22 protein-coding genes are annotated in these 23713 nt (G+C 66.9%); 16 read left to right on the forward strand and 6 right to left on the reverse strand.

What is annotated here, in order from left to right; all coding sequences use genetic code 11:
* Position 1 precedes the first annotated feature (1 nt).
* The 12 genes from HKW67_RS09105 to HKW67_RS09160 all read left to right on the forward strand — a co-directional run bounded on the left by HKW67_RS09105 (position 2) and on the right by HKW67_RS09160 (position 12158).
* Positions 2–433 carry a prepilin-type N-terminal cleavage/methylation domain-containing protein gene (locus HKW67_RS09105; protein ID WP_269141356.1) on the forward strand — a complete coding sequence of 144 codons (432 nt, stop codon included), beginning with the start codon at positions 2–4 and terminating at the stop codon, positions 431–433.
* Positions 430–723: a hypothetical protein gene (locus HKW67_RS09110; protein WP_171225087.1), complete on the forward strand. Its 294-nt coding sequence runs from the start codon at positions 430–432 to the stop codon at positions 721–723. Before HKW67_RS09105 ends, HKW67_RS09110 begins: the two co-directional genes overlap by 4 nt.
* The gene (locus HKW67_RS09115) at positions 720–1340 is read left to right on the forward strand and encodes a PulJ/GspJ family protein (RefSeq protein ID WP_171225088.1); all 621 of its coding nucleotides are present in this window, start codon (positions 720–722) and stop codon (positions 1338–1340) included. Before HKW67_RS09110 ends, HKW67_RS09115 begins: the two co-directional genes overlap by 4 nt.
* Positions 1337–2194: a type II secretion system protein GspK gene (locus HKW67_RS09120; protein ID WP_171225089.1), complete on the forward strand. Its 858-nt coding sequence runs from the start codon at positions 1337–1339 to the stop codon at positions 2192–2194. The genes HKW67_RS09115 and HKW67_RS09120 overlap by 4 nt, the downstream gene beginning before the upstream one ends.
* Positions 2191–3327, forward strand: coding sequence for a PilN domain-containing protein (locus tag HKW67_RS09125; protein WP_171225090.1), 1137 nt, complete (start codon positions 2191–2193; stop codon positions 3325–3327). The genes HKW67_RS09120 and HKW67_RS09125 overlap by 4 nt, the downstream gene beginning before the upstream one ends.
* Positions 3324–3896 (forward strand): GspMb/PilO family protein, encoded by a 573-nt coding sequence (locus HKW67_RS09130; protein WP_171225091.1) that lies wholly within the window; start codon positions 3324–3326, stop codon positions 3894–3896. Before HKW67_RS09125 ends, HKW67_RS09130 begins: the two co-directional genes overlap by 4 nt.
* Positions 3893–4468 carry a hypothetical protein gene (locus HKW67_RS09135; protein WP_171225092.1) on the forward strand — a complete coding sequence of 192 codons (576 nt, stop codon included), beginning with the start codon at positions 3893–3895 and terminating at the stop codon, positions 4466–4468. Before HKW67_RS09130 ends, HKW67_RS09135 begins: the two co-directional genes overlap by 4 nt.
* Positions 4465–6270, forward strand: a complete 1806-nt coding sequence (locus HKW67_RS09140; RefSeq protein WP_171225093.1) for a secretin N-terminal domain-containing protein — start codon at positions 4465–4467, stop codon at positions 6268–6270. Before HKW67_RS09135 ends, HKW67_RS09140 begins: the two co-directional genes overlap by 4 nt.
* Entirely contained in the window at positions 6267–7814 is a 1548-nt protein-coding gene (locus tag HKW67_RS09145; protein ID WP_171225094.1) for a GspE/PulE family protein, read from the forward strand. The genes HKW67_RS09140 and HKW67_RS09145 overlap by 4 nt, the downstream gene beginning before the upstream one ends.
* Positions 7811–9088, forward strand: a complete 1278-nt coding sequence (locus HKW67_RS09150; protein WP_171225095.1) for a type II secretion system F family protein — start codon at positions 7811–7813, stop codon at positions 9086–9088. Before HKW67_RS09145 ends, HKW67_RS09150 begins: the two co-directional genes overlap by 4 nt.
* 171 nt (positions 9089–9259) lie before the next feature.
* Positions 9260–10816, forward strand: coding sequence for a DUF1800 domain-containing protein (locus HKW67_RS09155; RefSeq protein WP_171225096.1), 1557 nt, complete (start codon positions 9260–9262; stop codon positions 10814–10816).
* A 31-nt stretch (positions 10817–10847) separates the two neighbouring features.
* Positions 10848–12158 carry a DUF1501 domain-containing protein gene (locus tag HKW67_RS09160; RefSeq protein WP_171225097.1) on the forward strand — a complete coding sequence of 437 codons (1311 nt, stop codon included), beginning with the start codon at positions 10848–10850 and terminating at the stop codon, positions 12156–12158.
* An 81-nt stretch (positions 12159–12239) separates the two neighbouring features.
* Here the strand turns inward: HKW67_RS09160 and HKW67_RS09165 are convergent, their stop codons facing one another.
* Positions 12240–13136 carry an Ig-like domain-containing protein gene (locus HKW67_RS09165; RefSeq protein WP_171225098.1) on the reverse strand — a complete coding sequence of 299 codons (897 nt, stop codon included), beginning with the start codon at positions 13134–13136 and terminating at the stop codon, positions 12240–12242.
* Positions 13133–15112: a M28 family peptidase gene (locus HKW67_RS09170; RefSeq protein WP_171225099.1), complete on the reverse strand. Its 1980-nt coding sequence runs from the start codon at positions 15110–15112 to the stop codon at positions 13133–13135. The genes HKW67_RS09165 and HKW67_RS09170 overlap by 4 nt, the downstream gene beginning before the upstream one ends.
* 179 nt (positions 15113–15291) lie before the next feature.
* Here HKW67_RS09170 and HKW67_RS09175 point away from each other — a divergent pair, with 179 nt between their 5' ends.
* Positions 15292–17313 (forward strand): Ig-like domain-containing protein, encoded by a 2022-nt coding sequence (locus HKW67_RS09175; protein ID WP_171225100.1) that lies wholly within the window; start codon positions 15292–15294, stop codon positions 17311–17313.
* A gap of 16 nt (positions 17314–17329) precedes the next feature.
* On the opposite strand, the gene HKW67_RS09180 is transcribed toward HKW67_RS09175, so the two are convergent.
* The 3 genes from HKW67_RS09180 to HKW67_RS09190 all read right to left on the reverse strand — a co-directional run bounded on the left by HKW67_RS09180 (position 17330) and on the right by HKW67_RS09190 (position 18792).
* Positions 17330–17872 carry a YfiT family bacillithiol transferase gene (locus tag HKW67_RS09180; RefSeq protein WP_171225101.1) on the reverse strand — a complete coding sequence of 181 codons (543 nt, stop codon included), beginning with the start codon at positions 17870–17872 and terminating at the stop codon, positions 17330–17332.
* 127 nt (positions 17873–17999) lie between these two features.
* Positions 18000–18257: a GlsB/YeaQ/YmgE family stress response membrane protein gene (locus HKW67_RS09185; RefSeq protein WP_171225102.1), complete on the reverse strand. Its 258-nt coding sequence runs from the start codon at positions 18255–18257 to the stop codon at positions 18000–18002.
* A gap of 148 nt (positions 18258–18405) precedes the next feature.
* Complete coding sequence (locus HKW67_RS09190) at positions 18406–18792, reverse strand: rhodanese-like domain-containing protein (protein ID WP_171225103.1); 387 nt, start codon at positions 18790–18792, stop codon at positions 18406–18408.
* A 138-nt stretch (positions 18793–18930) separates the two neighbouring features.
* On the opposite strand from HKW67_RS09190, the gene HKW67_RS09195 reads away from it, so the two are divergent.
* From HKW67_RS09195 to HKW67_RS09205, 3 genes are read left to right on the forward strand one after another with little or no spacing between them, the layout of a single operon-like run.
* On the forward strand, positions 18931–20154 hold the full coding sequence (locus HKW67_RS09195; RefSeq protein WP_171225104.1) for a nucleoside permease: 1224 nt from the start codon (positions 18931–18933) through the stop codon (positions 20152–20154).
* A gap of 9 nt (positions 20155–20163) precedes the next feature.
* Positions 20164–20823 carry a copper homeostasis protein CutC gene (locus HKW67_RS09200; protein WP_171225105.1) on the forward strand — a complete coding sequence of 220 codons (660 nt, stop codon included), beginning with the start codon at positions 20164–20166 and terminating at the stop codon, positions 20821–20823.
* Positions 20824–20837: 14 nt separating this feature from the next.
* A complete protein-coding gene (locus tag HKW67_RS09205; protein ID WP_171225106.1) occupies positions 20838–22472 on the forward strand; it encodes a beta-N-acetylhexosaminidase in 1635 nt (544 codons plus the stop codon).
* Position 22473: 1 nt separating this feature from the next.
* Here the strand turns inward: HKW67_RS09205 and HKW67_RS09210 are convergent, their stop codons facing one another.
* Complete coding sequence (locus tag HKW67_RS09210; RefSeq protein ID WP_171225107.1) at positions 22474–23712, reverse strand: Gfo/Idh/MocA family protein; 1239 nt, start codon at positions 23710–23712, stop codon at positions 22474–22476.
* Position 23713: the final 1 nt, after the last annotated feature.

Raw genomic sequence — 23713 nt, forward strand, 5'->3', positions numbered from 1 at the left:
TGTGTGTGCCCAGCTGCCCCATCCCCGAGCGGGACTGACATTGCTCGAACTCTTGGTCGTGCTCGTGATTCTCGCGATCACCACGGCCATTGTGCCGTTGGCGTGGCGGTCGCCGCGCGCCACCGATGAGAGCGCGCTCGACCGGCTGACCCAGTCGGCGCGGCGTGAAGCCATCCGTCGCGGCGAAGAATTGCGTCTGCGCGTGGACCTCGATGGCGCGTGGGTACTGGCGGCACGTGAGGGCACCGACGTTCTCGAGACGGGGCGGATCGCCGCGCCCTCGGCAGCGATAGCGCTTCGGGTCGATGCTCTGGGCACCTGTCGCCCCGGTAGCGACATGGCCGCCATCGGCGACGCGCCATCCGGCGTATCGTTCGACATGCTCAGCTGCCGCTTCCTCCCGCTGGCCGCTTCCGCGGCATCGACGCCGTGACGTTGCTCGAGTCGATCATCGCCAGCCTGCTGCTCGCGGTCACCGCCGTGGTCTGTCTCGATGCGACCCGTGGTGCCGCGGCCCTGCAGCGGAAGAGCGCCGACTGGACACAGGCGGTGGCGCGAGCGGAGGCTGAACTGGCGACGGTGAGCAGTGGCGGCCTCCCGTCCAGCACGACGCGCGTGACGCGCCGTCCATGGCGCGATGGCCTGGAGCTGCTCGAGATCGATATGCCGATGGCGGACGGAGCGAGCTTCCGGCTCACGCGCCTTGTGGAACGCGCGCCATGATGCGCTCGCAGGTGCGCTCGCAGATGCGCTCGCGCCGCGGCTTCACGCTGCTCGAAGTGATCGTGGCAATCACGGTGACGGGCCTCTCGTTGACCACGGCCGGTATGGCGTTATCTGCCGCCCGCAATACGGCCGCCCGTATCCAGGCGCACGAGGCGCGTACCGAAGCGGACAGTCGCGTGCGAGCCCTGCTCACCGATATGCTGCGCCACGCGCCGCTGTCCGAACAGGTCGACGACCCCTTGCTCGTGGTCGATCGCGCGAGCGGTTCGCCGGTGCTTCGCTTTCTCTCCACGGGCGTTCGTGAGCCGTACGGCACCGGTGCCGTGTGGCAGGTCGAGGTCGCCCTGCGCGACTCGACGCTCGTGGTGCGCGCGACACCGACGGGACGTGATGTTGGCGCGTCACCGCTCGTCGCGACGCTATCGCCCGTGACGCAGTGGGATGTGCGGCTGCTCGAACATGGCACGGCGATGTCATCACCGTCGTGGCGCCCCGACTGGCCGATCGCACAGGACCGCCCCCGCGCCATCGAACTCGCGTGGAGCCGCGCGTCCGACCGTAGCGCCATGCCACTGCGCGTCGTGCTCGCTCCCTTGGATCGGCCGCGGTTATGAGCACCGCCCGGAATCATCGGGGGCGCCGCGGGGCGGCGCTGGTGGTGGCACTGGTCACGATTGCGGTGTTGGCCAGCGTTACGGCCATCGCGAGCAGCCAGGCACGGCGGGCCGCGTCGGTCGTCGACAATCGACGTTCACAGATGACGGCGCGAGCCATGGCGGAGAGCGGCGTGCTCGCCGCACGCGCGCAGATCGAAGCGAGCCTCCGTAACGCGGGCGCAGATTCGGCGCAGGTCGATCGGGTGTTCGACGCACTGACCACCGATGGCGCATCCGCGAGGCAGGACACCGTCGGCGACGGCGTGTTCGCGACGATCGTGGTCGACGTCAGTGCGCGGCTCGACGTGAACACAGCGGGCGCGGACGGTCTGCAGCAACTGTTGGCGACGGTGGCTCCACCTAGCGAGGCCCGCCGGGTGGCGGACGCCATCGAGGCGCACGTACGCGGCGATGACGTCGAGTCGACGGGCGAGAACCGGGATGCGATCCAGCAGCGCCGCCAACGTGATTCGGTGGCCGCTGTGATGCTCGGCCGAGCGCCGACGTCACGCGTCATGCAGCCGTTCACGTCGCTCGACGAACTGCTCACAGTGCCCGGTATGCAGGGCGCGTGGCTCGACGCGCTGGCCGCCGATCTCACGGTCGATGGTGACGGCCGAGTGAATCGCCGCTCCGCCTCACGCCGGGTGCTCGCGGCCGCCACCGGGACGCTGGTCGATCGGCCGTCCCGACTGTTGGTGGTCTCGCGCGGCTGGCGTCGCGATCATGTACTGACCCGCGAGATTCAGGCGGTCTTCGACGTGAGCGGCGCGGAACTCCGATTGGTGCGGTGGCGGGAGCAGGATCGATGAGCCGCCCCCTGTGCCTGCTGCTGGACGGCGAATTCGTGTCCGCGCTGCCTCGTGACGGGGCAGCCACGGCGACTCGCGTGGCGTGGCGCCCCGAGGCACCGTTGCCGATGGTCGAGTCGCTGCGTTCGGCGTTTGGCGCACCCACGGGACTTGTCGTCATCGTCGGACTCGCATTTCTGGAGATCGCCGAACCACAGCTACCGCCGGTGCCGAACGACGCGCGCGTGCGAATGCTGCAGCGAGACAGCGACCGCTATTTCGCACTGCGCGAGCCGGCGGCGGTGGCCACTGACGGAAGCGTCGCCTTTGCCATGTCGAGCGCGCTGCTGACCTCGTGGCTGGACGCACTATCGGCCTGGAGCCCGGTGCGCGCGGTCGTGACGGTGGCGGCGGCCGCCGCACTTGGCGGTCATGACGGCCGATGGACGGCAGATGCGGGCGATGGGTCGACGGGTCAGCTCACGATTCGCGAGGGGCGAGTGCAGAGCGCCCGACGCCTGCGTGGCGGTGGTGACGCGGCTGAGCGTCCACTGACGATCGCCGAGTTGACTGGGGGTGCGTGGCGGGCCGCAGCGGGGACGCTGGACCTGCAGCTGCTTGATTCGGCCATGCGCGAACGTGCGCAGCGGCAGCGCGCGCGACGTTGGTGGCAGTCAGCCGTATTTGCCGCGGCAGCGCTGGTGCTGTTGGCGTGGAGCGTCGACCGCTGGCGCGAACGGCAGCTGGTCGCGCTCCAGCAGGAGGCACAGACGCTGGAACAGTCCACGGCCGGTGCGCGGGCGGCGCAGCAGCGACTGCTGCGCGCGCAGGGTGAACAGACGGCGATTGCCGCCGCGGATCGTCGTGCCGTGCTCGCCGACGCACCACCAGCGGTGCTGGCGAGGCTGGGCGAGCTCCTCCCGCGCGATGCGTTCATCCAGCGCCTCGAGTGGAACGGCACCGAGTGGCGCATCGACGGGAGCGCGAACGACGCCGCGGCCTTGGTACCGCTGCTCGATGCCGATGCGCAGCTCGTCGGCGTACGCGCGGCTGCCCCGAGCATGCGCTTCCTCGAGAACGGCCGCTCACGCAGCTCGTTCTCGATCGTCTTCCAGACGCTCGGCGCGCCGGCCCCGACGCGAGGTGGCCAATGACGGCCGTGTCCGCAGCGCCACGGTCGCCGTCGCGCGAGCGTCGCGTCGTGATCGGCGGCATTGTCGTGCTTGCCCTGTCGCTGTTCGCGACCTACGGCGTCGTTCCGGCCGTCACGCGGTGGAGCGCGCGCGAGATGCAGCTCGATCGCGTGCGGGCGCAGGTGTCGCACCTGAAGGGCCTGCAGTTGCATGCGAGCGAGCTCGAAACGGCGGCTGCGCTCTCGGAAGGACGACTCGCCGGCGGCGTGCGGCGGGTCATTCACGCCCGGTCCAGCGCGCTGGGGGCGAGCGCGCTGCAGACGTTGCTGCAAGGCGCCGCCGATGCGAGTGGACTCGTGGTCGATCGAGTCGACGTCGGCCCCGATCTCACGAGCGAGGGCGATCTGACCGCTACGCTGTCGGCCTATGGCGACATTCACGGACTGGCCGCACTGCTGGCGCAGCTGGCCAGCGCACCGCGCGTCACCGCGGTGGAGCGGCTCACCGTGCAGATCAATCCGGCGCTGCGCGGCGCACCCGATGTGCTACGCGTGACGCTTGGCGTGCGCGCGCCGATGGTGATGGAATGAGCGCGACGAACAGATGGCGTGGGTATCAGGCGCTGGATGTGCTCTCCGCCGTGTGCGGTGTGATCGCGCTGGTCATGCTGCTACTGCCGGCATCGACGACCGTGGCACCCGACAGCCTGCGGGTCGCCACGGCCAGCAGCGCGTCAGTTGGCCCCACGATGGACGCGGCGCCCTCTACGGGAACCGTGGTCGATTCACTCGCACACGCCATCGTGCGCACCAACGCGTTCAGTGCCAGTCGTCAGGAACCCCGGGCGCGCTTTGTGGCGCCTGGGTCTGAACCTGCACCGGCGGCGCCGATATACGAGCCGGCAGGCAACGCATTCGCCGTATCGGACATCGATGCCGGGCCGAAGTTGTTCGGCATCGTGTCAGTCGGTGGGACCCCGCGCGCGTTGCTGCAGCTGCGGACCTCGGCCGAGCCGCCACGTCTGCTCGGTGTGGGAGAATCGTTCGGCGGTGTGCGCGTCGTGCGTATTGCCGGTGATCGCGTCGTGATTTCAAGCTCCAGCGGGACGCGCACTCTGCGTCTATCCCGCGTCGTGTCGGATTCCAGCGAGAACGTGCCGTGATCGTCCTACCGCTTCCACGACGTTGGCGCTTCGCCGCGCTTGGCGTATTGCTTGGTCCCGTGACGCTTTCGCTCGGCGGCGAAGCGCTGCAGGCGCAGGCGCCAGTGACCGCGTCGCGCACCAACACGCTCGATTTCGCCAACGCGAAACTCGCCGACGTGATCCGCACCCTGGCCACCATGCTGGGGCGCACCGTGTTGATGAGCGACATTCCCGATGTGCGCGTCACGTTCGCAACGCCGGCGCCGCTGAATACGGCGGAGCTCGAGCGCATTCTCGAATCGCTACTGGAATCGCATGAACTGATGCTGGTGCCAAGTGGTACGGTGGCCCAAGTGCTACCTACCGCCAAGGCGCCGGCCACCGGATCGCTACGCACCGGCTTCGCGTTTCCCGATCCGCCGCCGCTCGGCCTGGTGACGCAGCTCGTACCGCTGCAATCGATCCGGGCCGATGAGGGAGCGGATGCGCTGCGGGCGCTGATGGGCAAGGGGGCGCGCATCGAGACGGTCACGCGATCGAACGCCCTGCTGATCACCGATCGCGGCGCCAACGTGGCCCGCTATCTCGAGCTGCTCCGCACGCTCGACGCCGCACCGGCAGGAGAGTCAGGGCTGCGCACCTATGTGGTGAATCTCAAGTATGCGGCGGCCGACAATCTGGCCGGTGCCTTGGGGCAGTTGTACGGCGCGCAGGTGGCGAACACCGGCGGTGGCTCGCTGGCCGATCGGTCGCTGTCGCGGGCGCTCGACTCGTTTCGCGCCCGCGAGGCGGAGACGTTCCGGTCACGCAACTCGGGCGGCATGAGTGGCGCGAATGCGATGACGCAGCAGAACAACGCCGCCTCTGCGGGCACGCCGCGCGACTCGGCCTCGGGACTGCTGGTGGGGCGTACCACCATCGTGGCCAACGCACCCACGAACGCGCTGGTGATCCGTACCGCACCGCCGAACTATCCGTTGCTGCGCGAAACGATCGACGCGCTCGATACGCGTCCGTCGCAGGTGCTGTTCGAAGTTACGGTGGCCGAGATCGCGCTGGGCCGCGGATCGGAGTTCGGCGTGGACTGGTCGGCGGTGAACCGGGGCGGCGATGTACAGGCGCAGTTCGGTAACCCGGAGATCCCCGACACCGGATCCACGTCGGCGCTGCTGCGATTGGTGCGCCTCGATGGCACGGGTGTGCGCGCGCTACTGCGGACGATCGCGTCCACCAGTGATGTGCGCGTGCTGTCCACGCCGGAGATCATCGCCGCCAACAACCGCGAGGCCTCGATCCTGGTGGGCAGCAAGGTGCCGTTCGTGGCATCGACGCGACTCGGCAATGACGTCTCGATCGATCGCGCGATTCAATATCAAGACGTGGGCACGAAGCTGTCGATCATTCCGACGATCAACGACGACGGCTACATCTCGGTGCAGCTGCTGCAAGAGGTCAGTTCGCTCACGTCGCAGACCGTGGCCGCGGCGCAGAGTGCGCCGGTGATCTCCACGCGTGAGGCCTCAACGCGGGCGATTCTTCGTGACGGCCAGACGGTCGTGATCGCGGGGTTGATCGGCGAGACGCGGCAGACGCTCGAGCAAGGCATCCCGCTGCTCAAGGACATCCCGTTTTTCGGCGCGCTGTTCAAGCGGCAGTCCACCACGCGGCAGCGCACCGAGCTCGCGATCTTCGTGACGCCGTATCTCGTGCGCTCCGACGCCGATGCCGATGCGATCCGTGAGCGCGTGAAGAAGCGCTTGGAAGACCGCTCACCGGGCGCACTCGATGGCACGCCGCTCACCCGGAAGCCGCCCGCATGAGCGGGGATGCCCGCAAGAGCGGGGATGCCCGTGACCTGCGGGCGGCGGCGGCCGGTGACCTGGCCGCGCGCGTGCCGGCGCGGTGGCTGGAGGAGCATGCGGTGTTGCCGCTCGAGCTCGACAGCGGCACGCTCCTAGTCGCGGCCGACGGCGTGATCGCCCCGATCGTGCAAGACGCGCTGGAGCGCGCCTTCAGCGCCGAGGTGCGCGTCGTGCTGCACGGCGCCGGCGACATTCGGGCCGCGATCCTGTCGGCACCGCGCGAGTCCGTGCGCTCAACGGGCTCCGACACCAACTCCCCGCCGAGCGGCGGCGATCTGCTGCGCGGTGAACTCACGGAATCGCTGGACGATCTGCGCGCGCTCGCCTCGCGCGAGCCGGTAATTCAGGTGGTGAACGCGATGCTCGCCGAGGCGTCGCGTGCGGGGGCCAGCGACGTCCACGTGGAGTCGCGCCCCGACGGCTTGCGCGTGCGCATGCGACTCGACGGCGTGTTGCGTGACGCGCAACTGTTGGGCACCGAGTTCCGCTCGGCGGTCATCTCGCGGCTCAAGGTGCTCGCCGGTTTGGATATCGCCGAACGCCGTCTGCCGCAGGATGGTCGCGCGCGCGTCCGGGTGGGCGACCGTGAACTCGACGTCCGCGTCTCCACGCTGCCCGCGCTGCATGGTGAGAGTGTCGTGCTGCGGTTGCTGGATGGCGGTCAGGCCGAGCAGCCCTCGTCGCTCGAGTCGCTCGGCCTCAGCACCGACGTGCTGACACGGTGGCGTGCCCTGTTGCAGCGGGCGTCGGGACTGCTGCTCGTGAGCGGTCCGACGGGCTCGGGCAAGACCACGACGCTGTACGCCGCGCTCCGTGAGCGCAGCACACCCGGCGTAAAGGTGGTCACGGTGGAAGACCCGGTCGAGTACCGACTCGACGGCATCGTGCAGCTGCCCGTGAACGCGCGCGCCGGTTTCGGGTTTCCCAACGCGTTGCGGGCGATTCTCCGGCACGATCCTGACGTGATTCTGGTCGGAGAAATGCGCGACGCCGAAACGGCCGACATCGCCGTGCAGGCTGCGCTCACGGGCCATTTGGTCTTGAGCACCGTGCACACGACCGATGCCACCGCCGCGTTGGCGCGATTGCAGGAGATGGGTGTGCCGCCCTACTTGCTGAGCGCCACACTGCAGGGCGTGCTGGCGCAGCGGTTGGTCCGTCGGGTGTGTACGCAGTGCGGGGTATGGCGCGCGCTGACGGCGCCGGAAGAGGTTCGCGTCGCCGAGGCGCGCGTGCCGATCACGGAGCTTCGCGCCGGCGCGGGGTGCGCGCAGTGCGCGGGCACCGGCTATCGCGGTCGCGTGGCGATCGCCGAGTTGCTCGTGCTCGACGATGCGCTGCGCAGCGCGTTCACGCAGGGCGCATCGTTGGTGGAGTTGCGGGCGATGGTCCGTGCGCGTGGTGTGCGTTCGTTGCGCGAGGATGGCTGGCGTTGCGTCGCCGCCGGCGAGACGACGATCGACGAAGTCGTGCGCATGGTGAGCGAGGACGACGACGCGTGAGTGAGCGCCCGGCATCATCGGCGGGAACGACACGGTGGCGCTATCAGGCGGCCGATGCGCAGGGCGCGATGTCGCGCGGTGAGCTCGAGGCGGTCTCGGCGGAGGCGGCCGTGGACCAACTGCGCCGTCGCGCGTTGTGGGTGATCGATCTCGAGCCGACGTCGGAGGCGGCGGCCGCTGCGGCAACTGTAGCGAGCGGGGCCGGCACGTCGACAGCCGGATTCCTGGATCGGCTGTCACGCCGGACCAGCGACCGCGAGGAAGCGCTGGCGATCCTGACGCGGTCGGTCGCGACGTTGCTGGAATCGGGCGTGCCGCTGGAGCGTGCCCTCGCGTTCGCGGCGAGCGGCGAGACGGACGTACGATGGCAACAGATCTTTGCCGGGCTCCAAGCGGCCGTCACACGCGGCGAATCGCTTTCCGAGGCGGCGGCCCGCGTTGACGCGCTTCCGCGCGCCTACGCCCCTCTGCTGGCCGCGGCCGAGGCATCGGGCAGCTTGGCCGCCACGTTCGCTCGGCTGGCGGATGATCTCGAGGCGCGGAGTCAGCTGCGCGCCCGCGTGCGTGCCGCCCTGGTGTATCCCGCGCTCTTGGCGTTGGCGTCGACGGTGGGCACCGTCGTTATTCTGGTGGTCGTGGTGCCCCGCTTCGCCGATCTGATCGCCGGCGCCGGCGGCACGGTACCGGCCAGTACCAGACTGCTGATCGGGCTGAGTGCCCTGCTCTCGCGCTTCGGCTGGCTGCTGGCGGTGGCCCTGGTGCTGGCAGGCACCGCTGTGCGCCAGTCGCTTCAGGATGTCTCGCGGCGGAGAGCCTGGCATGCCGCCCGTTTGCGGTGGCCGCTGGTCGGCCGATTCGAACGTGAGCAGGCCGCGGCCGGCTACCTCAGTACGCTGGCAGTGGCGCTCGAATCCGGGGTGCCTCTCCTGCGCGCGATGGCGCTGGCCCGTGGCACCGTGGGCAACGACGCCCTCGCGGAACGGTTGGCCATCGCGGAATCCGCCGTGAGAGACGGAGGCTCGGTCTCCCAGGCGCTGGCCGGCTCGCTCACGTCGCTCGCGACGCGGCTTCTCGAAGCCGGCGAGCAGGGCGGCGCGCTGGCCCCATTGGCCCGCCGAGCCGCGACGGCCGCCGGCGAGCAGGTCCAGCGGGTAATCACCAGTGCCGTGGCGTTGATCGAGCCGGTGATGATCCTCGGCTTTGGCGGCATCGTAGGCTTCGTCGCGCTGGCGCTGCTCCAAGCGATCTACGGGATTAACGCCAGCAGCTTCTGATCGTCACAGTCTTGGTCGGAAGTCACACACCGTTCGCATTCGGTACCGACTGGATGCAGACTTAACGGGATTCTCGGTTGACAGCTCTGCCGTCGAGCCCGAGCATTGAATCACGTTCATGTTCGCGGCTCCTCAGCACTTTCCTCCCAGTCGCCCCCCACGCAGACCGACATGTCGACGAACGCTGATCTACCGGAAGCAGTGACCGAGGCCGCGCTCGCCGACGACAGCCGGCCGAGTCGTCGTCGCTTCTTTACGCTCGGCGCCTCGGCGGCGGTCGGACTGGCTGCCGCACAGACGCTCGAAGCGCAGCGCCCGAAGAGCCGCGGCAGCAGTCCGTTTCCCAACGGACAGACGTCGAACGCCGCCGCGGATGCATCGGCGGCGTGGGGCGACCCGGTTCTTCGTCTCGTGCGGCGCATCACGATGGGGATGAATCCGGAGGAAGTCGCGCTCGCCCGTCGGTTGGGATACGCCGGCTATCTCGACTATCAGCTCCGTGCGGCCGCCATCGACGACAGCGCGATCGAGACGATCATCGCGTCGCGCCTGCCCATGACACAGATGGCGGCGGCGACACTGGCCACGCAGGACGGCAACGAAGTCGCGAACCAGCTCGCCGACGCCACATGGTACCGTGCCGCGTTTTCGAAGGCACAACTACGCGAGCGGATGGTGGAGTTCTGGACCGATCACTTCACGATCAGTCTGAACAAGGTCGGCTATCTCAAGCTGGTCGATGACCGCGACGTGATCCGTCCGTTCGCCATGCGGACGTTTCCCGAGCTGTTGCGCGCGACGTCGGAGAGCGGCGCGATGCTGGTGTATCTCGACCAGAATCGTAGTCGCACGCCCACGCCGAACCAGAATTACGCGCGCGAGATCATGGAGCTCCACACGCTGGGCGTGGACGGCGGCTATTCGCAGACCGATGTCGCGGAACTCTCGCGCATTCTTACGGGGTGGACGACCACGGGTCCGGGCATGTTCGCGTTCAACCGCAACTTCCACGACCGCAACGCTAAGACCTTTCTGGGGCGCTCGTTCCCGGCGATGCTGGCGACGGCGACGGACGTGCAGCTGAAAAGCGAAGGCGATGCGGCGATTCAGATGCTCGTCGCGCATCCGAGCACGGCCGCGTACATCTCGCTGAAGATGGCGCGCTGGCTGCTGGCGTACGAGCCTCCGCAGGCGGTGGTCGACGCAATGGCCGCGACCTATCTCGCGACGGGCGGCGATATCACGGCCATGATCCGTACGATCTTGTCGGGCAAGAACCTGCTGGCGGCGCCGGCCAAGTACAAGCGCCCGTTCCACCTCGCGATCTCCGCGATGCGCGGCATGAGCGCGTCGGTCGTCAACATCCGCGCGGCCCGTCAGCGCGCCGACCAAATGGGCATGCCCGTCTTCATGTGGGAGCAGCCCAATGGCTATCCCGACCGGGTGGACTGGTGGAGCGGCCTCGTGATGTCGCGGTGGTCGTACATGCAGTATCTGTCGACGCAGACGAGCGCGACCACCACCCGCGTGGATTCGGCACCGTTCCGGGTACCTGACACGGCCGACGGCGTCGTCGCGCAGATTGCGGCACGGATGTACGGCGGCGAGCTCCCACCGGCGCTACGCACGCAGCTGCTCACGTACCTGCGTGGCGGTACCTACAGTGACGCGCGCGTGCGCGAAACCATCGCGCTCGCGAGCAGCGCGCAGGAGTACCAGTGGTTCTGATGCCCTCTTTCCACGTGAGCCGAGTCGCCACATGAGTGATGAATCGACAGAAGACGGGTGCCAGGAATACCAGCAGCTGGCGCGACGCGATTTCCTGACGTTGGCCGGCGGCGTGGGGGTCAGTGCCTTGCTGCCCACCTGGATTCCCAAGGTCGTGCTGGCGCAGACGTCGAACGGCAGCCGCGACATCATCGTCTCGGTCTTCCTGAGCGGCGGCACCGACGGACTCTCGCTGGTGGTGCCGTTCGGCGACCCTGACTACTACACGGGGCGTCCGAACATCGCGGTTCCCCGTCCCGATGCCGCCGGCGCGGGTCCGAAGGCCGTGGCACTCGACAACTTTTTTGGCTTCTCGCCAGGCATGGCGCCGCTGATGCCGGCGTACACGAATGGCGATTTGCTGGTCGCGCATGCCACCGGCTCGATCAACAATTCGCGTTCGCACTTCGATGCGCAGCGCTATCTGGAAGTCGGCAAGCCGGCGGACCCGCGCATCAGTGGTGGCTGGCTCGGCCGACATCTGGCCACCAGCACCCCGATGCGTGCGGATGCGCCGCTGCGCGGGCTCGGGTTCACGTCGGGCTTGCCGCTCACGCTTTCCGGCGGACCGAAGACCCTGCCGATTCCGAATCCGGCGAACTTCACGATCGGTGGAAGCGGGACGACCGCGACGGCCCGCGCTGATTGGCTGGCCGCCAATCACGCGAGCGCGGTGAATCCCGTATCGGCGAATGCGCTTGATGCCACGAACACCATCGCGTTGCTGCAGCGCATCAACTTCACCGGATACGCCGCGGCAAATGGCGCGGTCTATCCGACCAGCGGATTCGGTCAGGCGCTGCGTTCCACCGCGGCGCTGATCAAGGCCGATGTTGGCGTAGAGGCGGTACACGCCTTCAACGGCGGCTGGGATACCCATGCCACGCAGGGACCGATCGCCACGCTGGACGGTGGCTTCATGCACGGCAAGATGCTCGATCTCGCCAACTCGCTCGCCGCCTTCCACGCAGACCTGATTCAGGGAACGACCTCGTACGGTGTGACCGTGGTCGTGATCTCCGAATTTGGCCGCAATGCGCGTGAGAACGGCAATCGCGGCACTGACCATGGTCGCGGAAACGTGGCCTTTGCGATGGGCAAGAAGATCAACGGTGGGCGTGTCCTCACGAACGGCTGGCCCGGATTGGCGCGCGAGAATCTCGAGAACGGGCAGGACCTTCGCGTTACCCTCGACCATCGCGACATCTTCGCCGAGATCGTCCAGAACCGACTGGGCAACAGCAACCTGTCGGTCGTGTTTCCGGACTATACGCCGCGTTTCCGCAACGTGACCAAGGCGTAGCGGGCGACACTGGAGCAGAAACACGAAGGGCGCGCCGGCAAGACCGGCGCGCCCTTCGTGCATCAGCAACGACACGCTCCGTTACGGACTCACGATCACGGTGCCATCCATGCCCGGGTGCAGCGTGCACTTGAACTGAAACACACCGACCGACGGAAACGTGCGCGATACGGTGACGTTGCTCGTGGTGTTGATATCGGTCGGCGAGCCGGCAAGCCGCGGATCCCAGATCACGTTGTGCGCCAATGCGGGGAAGACAAAGCGTACGGTGCCGCCCTGCTTCACGATCGTTTCAGCGGGGCTGAACGTCAGTCCCGGCATAACGACATCGGCCGAGGTGGGTGCATTGGGAATGCTCGTGACGATCAACTGCACGGTACCGGTTTTCGGTGTGGCGCCGTCGGCCACCGACACCTGCAGGTTCACAGTACCCACTCCCACACCGGTCACCACACCGGCTGACGTAATCGTGGCGATCGACGCGTTGCTCGTGCTCCAGGTGACCGCGCGTGTACCAAGGGCCGCCGTCCCGCCAAGCGCGTCCCGTCCACTCACCGTGGCTTGCGTGAGCTGCCCCAGCGGAATCGTGCGGTCCTGCGCGTCGACCACGATCGTGGCCAGCACACCGGCGCCCGAGGTGACCGTGACATCGAGCGTACCACTCACGGAGCCCACCGTCGCGCGGATCGTCGCGGAGCCAGCCGCGACGCCCGTCACGATGCCCGACGCGCTGACCGACGCGATCGCTGGCGCGGTGGACGTCCATACCGGCGCGCTGCTGACGATCGTGCCGCTCGACGTCCGCGCCACGGCGGAGAACTGCACCGTTTGCGACGGCGTAAGCGCCGTCGTGGCGGCCGACACCTCGACGCGCGACACGACCGGCGCCGGCGGCGTCGTCACGCCCGACGACCCGTCGCCGCACGCGGCCAACAGCACGACGCCCATGACCGCGGCGAAACGCATGAGGGTCTTCATCGCGGAGGCCGCGGTGCGGGTGCATCGGGGCGACCGCCCGGATGCCAGGTGGGCTTGGGACCATCCGACAAGAGTCGCACGGCCTTCGTGGTGGCGGAAATCACCTGCGCCATGTGTTCGACATTCACGATCGACGCCTCGTCCTTCGGGGAATGGTATGGCGTTACGAGATTGTACGATGACAGCGAGTGCGCGGGGATACCGATGCGCGCGAACGCCACATTGTCACTGCGTGAGAAGAAGTTCTGCCCCGGCCGCGGGTCGGGGACGAGCGGAATACCATTGTCCGCCAGCAAGTCGCCCAACGTGGAGCGTTCGTAGCCGGTCAGCCACGCTTTGCCGAAACCGCCGGCGAGCGAATCGGCGTGCGCGATCATCTCCACGTTGAGATCGACTACCGTCTGCTCGAGTGGCAACAACGGATGACGGATGTACCAACTGGTGCCGAAGCCACCCACTTCTTCACCCGTGATCGACATGAACAGAATGGTGCGCTTGGGGCGCGGTCCCTTCATGAGCGCCTTCGCCATCTCGACCAGCGCCACATTCCCCGAGGCGTCATCGTCGGCGCCATTGTTGATGGAGTCTCCATCAACAGGCTCCCGAATACCGATGTGATCGTAGTGCGCCGTGACTAACACCACTTCATCGCGCAGTACGGGATCGCTGCCGCGGATCATCGCCGCCACGTTCGAGGTGCGCAGCCGCTGCTCGGCCGGGAGCGAGTCCCACGCCGCCCACGACGCCACGGGTGCCGGACGCGTGCGGCCGGGGGCATTGGCCGGCCCCTGCGCGATGCGTAGCGGGATATGCTGCCGGAACGTGCCGGAGTCGCCCGCCGGTGTGAGACCCGCCGCGCGATACTGCTTCTCGAGCCAGATCGCGGCGCGCTCCTGTCCGCGCGATCCGGTCATGCGCCCTTCCATCGAATCGGCGGCGAGTATCCCGATGTTGCGCTTCACCGACGCCGCGTCGATCCGGTCGACCGGCATCTTTGTCGCCAACGGCGACGGTGCGGCGGCGCGCGACTGTGGCTCAGCGACAAGCGCCAGCCACTGTCCGTTCGGACTCACGGCGAGTCGCGTGATGTTCGCCAGATGCGCGAAGGCGAGATCGCCGAGGGACTTCCACTCGGTGGTACCGCGACGCCACTGCATGAGCTGGGCGCCGCTCCCTACCACCAGCGTGGTGCTGTCGACCCACGCCACATCTTCGCTGCCTTTCGGCAACGCGATAAGCGTATCGAGCCGACGCGAGACCGGATCGAGTCGCATCACGTACCACGTGGCACCACCCTTCTGCACGTAACTCACGTGTGCGGTGCCGGGAATGCGATGCAATGAACGCCCGACATTGCTGGCGATCACCTCACCCGTGGTCTGCTCACGGCCGGCACCGGTGCGCGCGAGTTGCAGCGTCGCAGGCGAGCCGAGCACGAACATCGCCCATGTACTGTCGTCGGCTTGCGCGAAATACCCCACCGGCTTGATGGCGGGAAAAAGCACGGTTGGTGCCGCGCCATCATTGGGAAACTGCGCGAGGCGTTGCGTGGAGTCGGCCTCGACGCGAATCACGGTGATCGACTTGCCGTCGAGCGTCGGCATGGCCGAGTACTCGCTTTCCGGCTTCGTGGCACGCAGCGGGGCGGTGAGTCCGGTGCTGAAGTCGTTGCGGTAGATGTCGCTCTGTCCGTCGCCACGGTTCGACGTGAAGTACAGCGCGCGTGAGTCCCGCTGGAACGACGGCTGATTGTCGTATCCGGCGCGGCGCGACACGTTGGCGGGAACGCCGATCTTGAGCGCATCACCCCGGCCCACGAGTGGCAGCAGAAATACATCGGGATCGGCCGGCGCCGATCGTGCGGCCGAACGCGACGGCGTGCTCTGCGCATGCGGCGCGAACGGCGCGACCAGACCGAGCCCGAGCAGCAGCGTCGGCAGAAGGGACGAGCGACGAAACGAAGAGACAGAACGCATACGAGGCCACGGGAAAGGAGTGCGCGCAGCGCGGACAGCAGAGTGGTGTACGAAAGCTATGGACTGGCCGTTGCGTCCGCAGGGCGCGAGCGGCTAGCGTCCACTACATCATGGGGTCTTATCCGCATAGGTCCGTTCTCTTTCGTTCGCTGGTTCGCCGGGCGCAGTGCCGCGTGCTGATGAGCCGCGTGCTGCTGGCCGCGCTCGGCGCTTCACTGCCGATCCTGAACGCCTGCCGCGACAGCGGTCCGACGGCCGTGCCGCCACCGGGGGGTGGACCACGGATCAGCAGCCTGATCGCCTCACCGGCCTCACTGAATCTGCAGGCGGGTCAGCAGCGCAGTATCGAGCTCATCGCGCGTGATAGCACGGGGCAGCTCGTGGTCAATCCGCAGATCACCTGGCGGAGCGATGCGCCCGCCACCGCCACGGTGGACGCGTCCGGTGCGATCCGCGCGATTTCGCCCGGCACGGCACGGATTACCGCCTCATCGGGCTCGCTCAGCGCACTGGTGCAGGTTGGCGTGAGTGGGTCGGCACCCGGTATCGCGCAGTGGCGCATCGCGCGCCCGGGATTCTCCGACGTCACCATCCTCGGCCTCTGGGACGACGGTGCCGGGAGCAGCTATGCCGTCGGTCAGGGTGGCGTCATGCTGCGGTCGCGCGCGAACGGTCCGTGGGTAGCGATCTCGCTGAACACGACCGAGACGCTGACCGGCGTGTGGGGCTCGTCGCCCACCGATATCTGGATTGTGGGTGCCGGCGGTGTCCTGTTCCACGGTGACGGCGTGAGCTTTGCTCCGGTGTCGAGCGGCACGACGACCACCCTGCTCGAAGTGTGGGGGCTCGCCGTCAACGACGTGTACATCGCCGGTGATCGCGGGGTCATTCTGCACTACGATGGCACGACATGGACGCAGCAGGCCACGCCGGTGACCGAGGACCTCTGGGGAATCTGGGGGGCGAACAGCACCAACGTGTTCGTGGTCGGCAACAACGGCGTGATCCTGCGCTCCAACGGCACGACGTGGCAACGCATGACGACACCGAGTGGGAACCCGTTGTTCGACGTGTGGGGCACGAGCGTGGGCAACGTGTTTGCCGTGGGGATCTTCGGCACGATTCTTCGCTTCGACGGCGTGCAGTGGAGCACGATGACGGCACCGGGGCGCGCGAATCTCTTTGCGATGCGCGGTCGTGCGTTCAACGACGTCTACGCCGTCGGCAATGGTGGGGCGACCTATCACTTCGACGGCACCACCTGGCGTGGGCTGTCGATCGGCTCGGGACAGAATCTGCGGGCGATTGCCCCGCGCGGTGACGGCACGTTGCGAGTCGCGGGCTGGTGGGGAACGGTGATCACCCTGCGCGGAACGGGCGTCGCGGCAACGGCCACGACCGAACTGTCCGACCCTGCCCTGCTCTCAGTCTATGGCGCGAGCAGCGGCGACATGTTCGCCGTAGGCCTCGGCGGCGCCGTGTATCGCCGAGCCGGAACGTCCTGGCTGCAGGAGCCGGTCCCGTCGGTGAACGACCTATACGGCATCAGCGGTAACGGACCAACGGACATCGTGGCCGTGGGCGACACCGGTTCGGTGCTGCGTTACAATGGCAGCGCGTGGACGCGCGAGAGCGCGCCGACCACGGGACTCTTGCGTGCGGTGTGGAGTGGCGGCGGGCAGCACGTGATCGTGGGCGAGCGCGGAACGATTCTGCGCTCGAACGGCACAGGCTGGTCACCGCAACAGAGCGGAACGCAGCAGTTCCTGCGTGGCGTCTGGGGCACCGATCCAGCCAATGTGTACGCCGTCGGCGATGCCGGCACCGTGCTCCGCTTCGACGGAGGTCGATGGCAGTCGTTGATCGTGCCGTCCACGAGTCGCCTGCGTGCCGTGTGGGGCAGCAGCGCGAACGACATCTTCGTGGTCGGCGATTCCGGCACGGCACTGCGCTACGATGGCGTGGCCTGGGAGCGATTCACGCCGCCGACCACGCGCGACTTGCGCACGCTGTGGGGTCGCGGCCCAACGGAAGTGTACGCAGCGGGCGACAGCGGCACGGTATTGCGTTTCACCGGCGCGGGGTGGCAAACACTGACCACCCCGGCGCGCGGATTCATCTACGCGATGTTCGGCGTTCCCAACACGCCCGGGCTCGCGCTCGTGGGTGAAGGGGCCCGCATCGTGGAAGGCCAGCCGTAGGGCGCGCCTAGCGCGCTTATCGCGATTCGCGGAACAGCTGAATGTGCCGCACGTGGTGATCGCCGTGCCACGCGTACAGCGCGACCACTTGGTCGATCGTCATGGGGCCGTTTTCCGGATGCACCAGCTTGCGCGCGAACGGTGCAGGTTCGAGCGAGTGGAGCACCGCGACGAGCCGTTCATGAATCGCGGTGAACATCGTGAGCGAGACGAGCGGCGACACCAGCTCGCTGTCGGCGAGGGCGACCCAGGCATCCTGATCGTAGGGCTTGATGGTCGGCTCGTGCTCGGTCAGCGCCAGCTTCACGCGGATGTACGCGTTGGCATGACTGTCTGCCATATGGTGCACGAGCTGTCTCACGCTCCAACCACCCGGCCGATACGGCGCCGCGAAGTCGGACGCGGACAAGCCACTGATGGCCGCCGCGAGATTGGCGGGCTGCGCGGCGATCCGTGCGATGTGCTCAGCGCGCTGTTCAGTGGAGATTTCAGCCTGTCGCTGGAAACGACCGATGGGGTAGCGTTGCGCGTCGGTAGCGACGTCAGGCGTGCCGGACATAATCGAACTCCGATGGATGGCGAAAACGGACACATCGCGTCCACACCGTGGACCACATGAAAGCTATCCGCGGTGCTTCGTCGATGCGCCCGTTCCCCACGCCTACCTTGCCGACAACGCCTGCTCCTTAGTTCGCGGAACGACGCCCTGCGATGCTGCGATAGACCAACAGCAGCACGACGGCGCCCACAACGGCCGCGATCAGACCAGCCGCTTCGCCAGGCTGATACCAGCCCACGGTGCGACCGAGAAACGTGCCGAGCAAGGCACCAGCGACGCCGAGCAGCATCGTAATGATGAGGCCGCCGGGATCACGGCCGGGCATGATCGCTTTGGCGAGTGCGCCCGCAATAAGGCCGATGATAGCAGTCCATAAAAGTGACATCGAGATGGCTCCGAAACAGGATATGTTGTGCATCGCGCGACCACGCGTCGCCGACTCCGTACCTTTGCACGTCCGGTGCCACCGGCTCCGATCGGCAACGGACGCTCGGAGCGCTCCGACGGTGTCGCGCCGCGATCGGGGAGACGTTCTACGGTGTGTCGGAGCCTGGCATGGTCACCGGGGCGCCCTGCTCTTGCCATCCTCGCCAGCCGCCAATCACCGAGTGCACGTTCGTGTAGCCCATCTGCTGCAGCGAGTCGGACGACAGGATGGAGCGAAAGCCACCACCGCAGTATAGGTACAGCGGCGTGGCCGGGTCAGGCACGAGCTTCTCGATGTCGCGCTCGATCACGCCTCGCGCTACGTGAATCGCCTGCGCAGCGTGACCGGCATTCCATTCGCGGTCTTCGCGCACGTCGATCAGCACGGCCGCGGCGTCGGCCGCCAGCGTGGCCAGTGTGTCGGCTATCGTCACTTCATGCACGTTCGGGCGACGGCCCTCGACGTGGGCGAGAAATCCTGGGTAGTGATCCATGCCTGAAGCTGTCCTCCAACCTTCCGCATATCCAGCATCAGACCTACAATTTGGTCGCGCCAGGCGGGACATTAGCGCCGGGCAGGATCGCGGCGTCCGCGGCGAATTCCGAAACACCCGCCTCAGGGAGCTGCCGTAATGGGAACGAAGGGACGCCTGTCGATCATGATGTTCCTCCAGTACTTCGTCTGGGGCGCCTGGTTCGTGACCATGGGCACGTATCTCGGCCAGGCGCTGCACTTCACCGACACCCAGATCGGCGCGGCCTACGGTGCGACAGCGATCGCCGCCATCGTGTCGCCGTTCTTCATGGGCATCGTGGCCGACCGTTTCTTCGCGAGCGAGAAGTTGCTGGCGGTGCTGCATCTCGTCGGCGCCGTCCTGATGTACCTCATGTCGCAGCAGACCGATTGGGACAGCTTCTACCCGCTGCTGCTGGCGTATGCGTTCTGCTACATGCCCACGTTGTCGCTCACCAACTCGATCTCGCTGCACAATGTGAAGGATTCCACGCGCGACTTTCCGATTATCCGGGTGTTCGGCACCGTGGGCTGGATCGTCGCCTCGGGCATTCTCGTGGGTTTCGTCTTGCACGCCGACAAACTCGCTGTCCCGATGCAGATCTCGGCCGCGGGTTCGATTGCGCTCGGGCTCTTCGCCTTTATGCTGCCGCACACACCGCCCCGCGCCGCCGGCGCGCCATTCAGCATGCGCGATGCGATCGGCCTCGACGCACTGCAGCTGCTGAAGCGTCCCGACTTCGTGATCTTCGTGCTGGGCTCCTTCCTCCTGTGCATCCCGTTGCAGTTCTACTACGCCTTCGCCAACCCGTTCATGAACGAGATTGGTGTGCCGAACGCGGCCGGCATCATGTCCTTCGGTCAGGCATCGGAAGTCGGCTTCATGCTGCTGCTGCCCTTCGCGCTGCGGAAGCTCGGCATCAAGTGGATCATGCTGGTCGGCATGCTGGCATGGGGACTGCGCTATTTCGCCTTCAGCCGCGGCGACGCCGGCGCCGGCATGTGGCTCATCTACGCCGGCATCCTGCTGCACGGCGTCTGCTACGACTTCTTCTTCGTGGCCGGACAGATCTACACCGACGAAGTGGCCGGCCCCAAAGTGCGCGCCGCCGCGCAGGGCTTCCTGAATCTCGTCACCAACGGCGTGGGCTACTTCGTTGGCGCGTCGGTCTCGGGCAGCGTCGTGAACCGCTACGCCAACGGCACCGCCGGGGTCGCGTCGCACGACTGGCTGCAGGTGTGGCAGGTAGCCGCCATTGGCGCAGTTGCCGTGTTCGTCGTGTTTCTGTTCCTCTTCCGTCCGTCCCCGAGCGTCGATCGCGCGCCGGCGGCCGCTCACTGAGTTCAGCGTATGACTCCGCCAACCTTGGTGGAAGCCTGTTGTGATTCCGTGCAGACGGCGCGTGCGGCGCAGCAGTTCGGAGCCGGTCGCGTGGAACTGTGCGGCCCGGGCGATGGCGGTACGACGCCGTCGCTCGGACTGATCGCGCGCTGCCGGGATGAACTTACGATCCCGCTGCACGTGATGATCCGGCCACACACGAACAGCTTCGTGTATGACGACGACGACGTGGCGGTCATGCGTCATGACATCGTGGCCGCGAAGACGCTCGGCGTGAACGGCATCGTGCTCGGGCCGCTACGCGGCGACCAGACAGTCGATGAGAGCCAGCTCGCTGAACTCGTCATACTGGCCCGCCCGATGAAAGTCACGTTTCATCGGGCCTTCGATCGCACCCCCGACGCGCTCGAGGCGTTGGAACAGATGCTCATGCTCGACGTGGACTATATCCTGACGTCGGGGCATGGCCGCACCGCCCTCGAGGGCGCCGCAACACTGCAGGCACTTCAGGCACGAGCGGGTGATCAGCTGATCGTGCTGGCGGGCGGCCACGTGCGCGCCGAGAACGTGCATCGCATTCTTGAACTGAGCCACGTGCGTGAGGTTCACGCCCGCGCCACCGACCCCACCATTGTCCGTGACGTCGTGCGCGCACTGGCCACCCGTTAAGCCGAAGGAACAACATGCATCATCTGATCCTGGCCGCGCTGCTCGCGCTTCCCACCGCAGAAGCGGCCACCACCCGCGCGCTGCCGGCCGACAGCAGTACGTACGCCATTATTCCGCGACCGGTCGTACTGACACCGAAGTCGGGCGCGTTCACGCTCACGGCGCGGACGGTGGTGCATGCCGACCCCGCGTTCACCGGCGTCGCGCGCCGCTTTGCGCGGGACGTCGCCAACCCCACGGGCTTTGATCTCACCGTCGTCCGTCGCGCCACGGCAGGCAGCGCTGCGGCCGGTGGCATTGCGCTGATCCGCACACCGGCGCTCGGCCCCGAAGCCTACACGCTCGATGTGACGCCCACGGGTGTCGTGATCAAAGCCAGCGCACCGGCTGGCGCGTTCTACGGTCTCGAAACGCTCAAGCAGCTGCTGCCCGTCGCGATCTACCGGGAGGCACCGCTCGGCAACACGGTGTGGCGCGCCGCGGCCGTGCACGTGGAAGACGCTCCGCGTTTCACGTGGCGCGGGTCGCACCTCGATGTCGCGCGGCATTTCGAGTCGAAGGAGTTCGTCAAGAAGTACATCGACCTGCTGGCGCGTCACAAGATGAACCGCTTCCACTGGCATCTCACGGAAGATCAGGGCTGGCGCATCGAGATCAAGAAGTATCCGCTGCTCACCGAGCTCGGATCCTGCCGCGAGCAAACGCTCGTCGGCCCGTACATCACGAATCCCAAGCCAAGCAACTTCGACGGCAAGCGACACTGCGGCTTCTACACGCAGGACGACATACGCGAAGTCGTGGCCTACGCCGCCGAGCGCATGATCACGGTGGTGCCGGAAATCGAAATGCCCGGGCACTCGCAGGCAGCGATCCATGCGTACCCGCGACTCTCGAGCCGGCCCGACTCGAGCCCCGGCGTGCTGCAGGTGTGGGGCGTGAGCGATTTCATCCTCAATCCCACCGACAGCACGGTGGCCTTCATGCAGGATGTGCTCACCGAAGTGCTGGCGCTGTTTCCGGGTCCGTTCATCCACATCGGCGGCGACGAAGCGGGCAAGGCGCAGTGGAAGGCGAATCCCGAAATTCAGGCCCGCATCAAGGCACTCGGGCTCAAAGACGAGCACGAGATGCAGAGCTGGTTCATCCGGCAGATGGACACGTTCCTCACCGCGCGCGGCCGACGCATGATTGGCTGGGATGAGATTCTCGAGGGCGGCCTGGCCGAGAACGCGACGGTGATGTCATGGCGCGGCATGGCCGGCGGTATCGCGGCCGCCAAGGCGAACCATGATGTCGTGATGGCGCCGGGCAGTCATACGTACTTCGATCACTATCAGTCGCGCGATAAAACCAAGGAGCCGCTGGCGATCGGCGGCTTCACACCGATCGACAGCGTGTACGCTTTCGAACCCGTGCCGCCGCAACTCACGGCCGACGAGGCGAAGCACATTCTGGGTGCGCAGGCACAGCTCTGGGCGGAGTACATGCCCAACGCCAAGCACGTGGAGTACATGGCCTACCCGCGCATGGTGGCGCTGTCCGAAGTGCTCTGGAGCGCGAAGGGCCGTCGTGATTTCACAGACTTCAAAGGGCGCCTGCCCACGCACCTCGCGCGGCTGGACGCCCTTGATGTGAACTACCGAAAGTAGACTACCGCGGCTTCCACGTCCCCTGCGCCACCTGCGGCACGAACTTGTCGATGTTGCGGGGCGGGAACTCGATGGTCTTGCCCTGCTCCGCACTCATGTACGCGGTCATGAGCAGCTTCACGACATCGAGCCCGTCGTGCCACGTGAGCGCCGGCTTCTCCTTGCCGAGGAAAGCGCGCACGAAGTGGCGGTCTTCCGCCTCGTAGCCGTAGGCGATGGCTTCGTTCACGACCACGGGCATCTGTCCAGTCTCCGCCATCTGCTTCTCGACGATGTCTTCGCCCGTCTTGCCCTTCACGGCGCGCGAGAAGAACAGATCGAGCCCTGACTCGAGCGAGTTCCACTTCATCGAGTACTCGGGGCCGAGCAATTCTGCGCTGAGACGCAGGCCGGGACCGACAAAGCTCCAACTCGTGGTCGCTTCGCCGATGGCCATACCGCCGTCGGGCGTTTCGAACTCGATCGTGACGCTGGCAAAGTCTTCCGACGGCTTCTTGAGATAGTCCACACCCATCGTCTTCTTGAGCTGCGCGGCGTACTCCTTGCGCGACCACTTCAGTGACGCGATGTGACCGGTCACGCGCTTCGGCACCAGCGTGGTGAGCGATTCACCAGGCGGCGTGAGCAGCTGGCGTACGACCAGCACCGAGTGGCACATCATGTCGTTCAACACGCCACCGCCCTGCTGCTCGCCGCTCCAGAACCAGGGGCCGTGCGGACCGCTGTGCTCTTCGGCCGCGCGTGCGAGATACGGACGACCGGTGTTCGCGGCGCCACGCTTCCAGATCAGGTTGTGGCCAACGCTCACCTGCGGCGAGAAGTACTGGTTCTCGAGGTAGCCGTGCATGATGCCGGCCTTCTCCACCAGCTTGAGAATGTGCTTCGCTTCCGCCACGGTGCGCCCCAAGGGCTTCTCACAGGCGATGCCTTTGAGCGTCGCCTTGCCCGACGTCACGGCGGCACAAATCTCTTCGACGTTTTCGATGCGCGCGTGATTCGGTCCGTTCAACCAGATCGCGTCGATCTTGGGGTCGCACACCATCTCCGTGATCGACTTGTACGCCTTGCATTCGCCGATATCGAGTTCGCGGGCGTACTTCGCGGCGGAGGCGGCGTTCTTCGCGTTGGGACTCCACACGCCGAGCACGTCGGCGTCGCGCACCTGCCGAAAGCCCTGCATGTGAAAACGCGCGTTGAAGCCGGATCCGATGAAACCGATACCGAGACGAGGAGAAGACATG

Source organism: Gemmatimonas groenlandica (assembly GCF_013004105.1).
Classification (GTDB): domain Bacteria; phylum Gemmatimonadota; class Gemmatimonadetes; order Gemmatimonadales; family Gemmatimonadaceae; genus Gemmatimonas; species Gemmatimonas groenlandica.